Source organism: Vibrio sp. YT-16 (assembly GCF_033337405.1).
Classification (GTDB): domain Bacteria; phylum Pseudomonadota; class Gammaproteobacteria; order Enterobacterales; family Vibrionaceae; genus Vibrio; species Vibrio alginolyticus.
Map to the genome: position 1 here is coordinate 1 of NZ_JAWOQQ010000068.1, position 1,519 is coordinate 1,519.

General features: G+C 46.8%; 1 protein-coding gene. It reads right to left on the reverse strand.

The features are described from left to right. A partial coding sequence (locus tag R7F07_RS24740) for an FIST N-terminal domain-containing protein (protein WP_318110605.1) occupies positions 1-1,316 on the reverse strand: 1,316 nt, incomplete at its 3' end. Positions 1,317-1,519 lie beyond the last annotated feature (203 nt).

Sequence of the window (1,519 nt, forward strand, 5' to 3'; positions counted from 1 at the left end):
TGCTCGTCACAATCGATGTGACTTAAGCGCTCTTGCAGCGCCACGCGATTTTGCAGCCCCGTGCGACTGTCACGACGGTAGCTTTCTTGTCGCTTGCGAGTTTGACGATCAAGTTGATAGCCCATGTGAGCGTTCATAGGGTTCAAATCACCAATCGCATTGCGTATTAAGCTAAACAGCGGTGAAATCGAAGCGCTCACTTGTGGTTTAGGCAAATTCAGCGATTGCACTTCATCGCCTTCGCGCATCGCAAGGTACGTCAAACTGTGGTGAAGAATTTCTGGCTGGCCAATGTCACCATGTATTTCACCCATGCAGTAGCTGCCAAAGGTCGCGGCAATATCCATAAACGCCTGCACTTCATCGCTGCTATCAATAAAATCCAGCCGTGAGGCACAGTTGTAAATCATCACTACTTCTGGCTGATGCATAGCAAGTTCCACCACCCCATGACGCACTTGTTCTAACGTCAGAGAAGGATGGTTATAGCAAAACTGAACCTCATCACCGAGGCACCACGGCCTATCGAAACTCATGCTTCCATCAGCGTGAAGTTCTGTGACGGTACAAACTTCCTTGCGCCCCAACGTTTCTCGATACAACGGGAAACTGAGTAATTGGTTAATCGTCACGTCGTGCCCGTCGGCAAGATAATGCTTATAAACATCGAGGGCTTTACGCTCTCCTAAGCAATACAAGCGCGTGCCTTTCGCATGCGTCACTTTGTGCGGCATGCCGATTGGGTTCCACTCGGAATACGCGTCTGTCCAAGTTTTCAAAGTATCACTGTGCAAAGCCACTGCCACTACGGCGTTGTCGTATGTCTGGTTTTGATAGAGCACCCAACAGCCGTCTTCTATGGTCTGCGCTAATCCACCAGACACTCGCACGTTTTCGGTCGCAAAAGTTTGATACAAAGGATAATCACGACGTTCGATTTGCACGGCAAAACTGATGATGACTTGAGAGTTGCTTTGTAACTGCAGCGAACGTTTGAGCTCGCCACCGTCTATATCGGGAGAGAAAGAATACGCTTGGACGGCAGACGTTAGTGTGGTTTGGTCAAACTCAATCAGGTTGATAAGGCAACCAGAGGTAAAAATGTCGCCATCCAAAATTACATTGCGAGTACTGTGACCGATGACATGAGCATTGGGCAACATCGACAAAACCGCTTTGGCGAGTGCAGCCGCACATTCTCGCGATTGCGTAGACAAAATTTGCACCAAATACTGTTTATCTGGGTGCAACTGAGAAGTGACTAAAAAGTCATTAAGCTGACTTACATCGTGGACCCGTTTGGAAAAAGCTCGCATGTACCCTACTACTGCCGTAACACTATTTTCACCACGATGAGTGGCGTCGTTATTTTTACTTTAGGCTTAGTAATTTACGTTTCTTTTTGATGCTTTTCTAGGCACAAAATGACTTTAGAATGGATTAATGCGAAAGCAATTAAAAAAGTGTGAGTAACGGCTGCAAACTATTGATTTCAATGTCAGGTAACGTACGTGTTCTT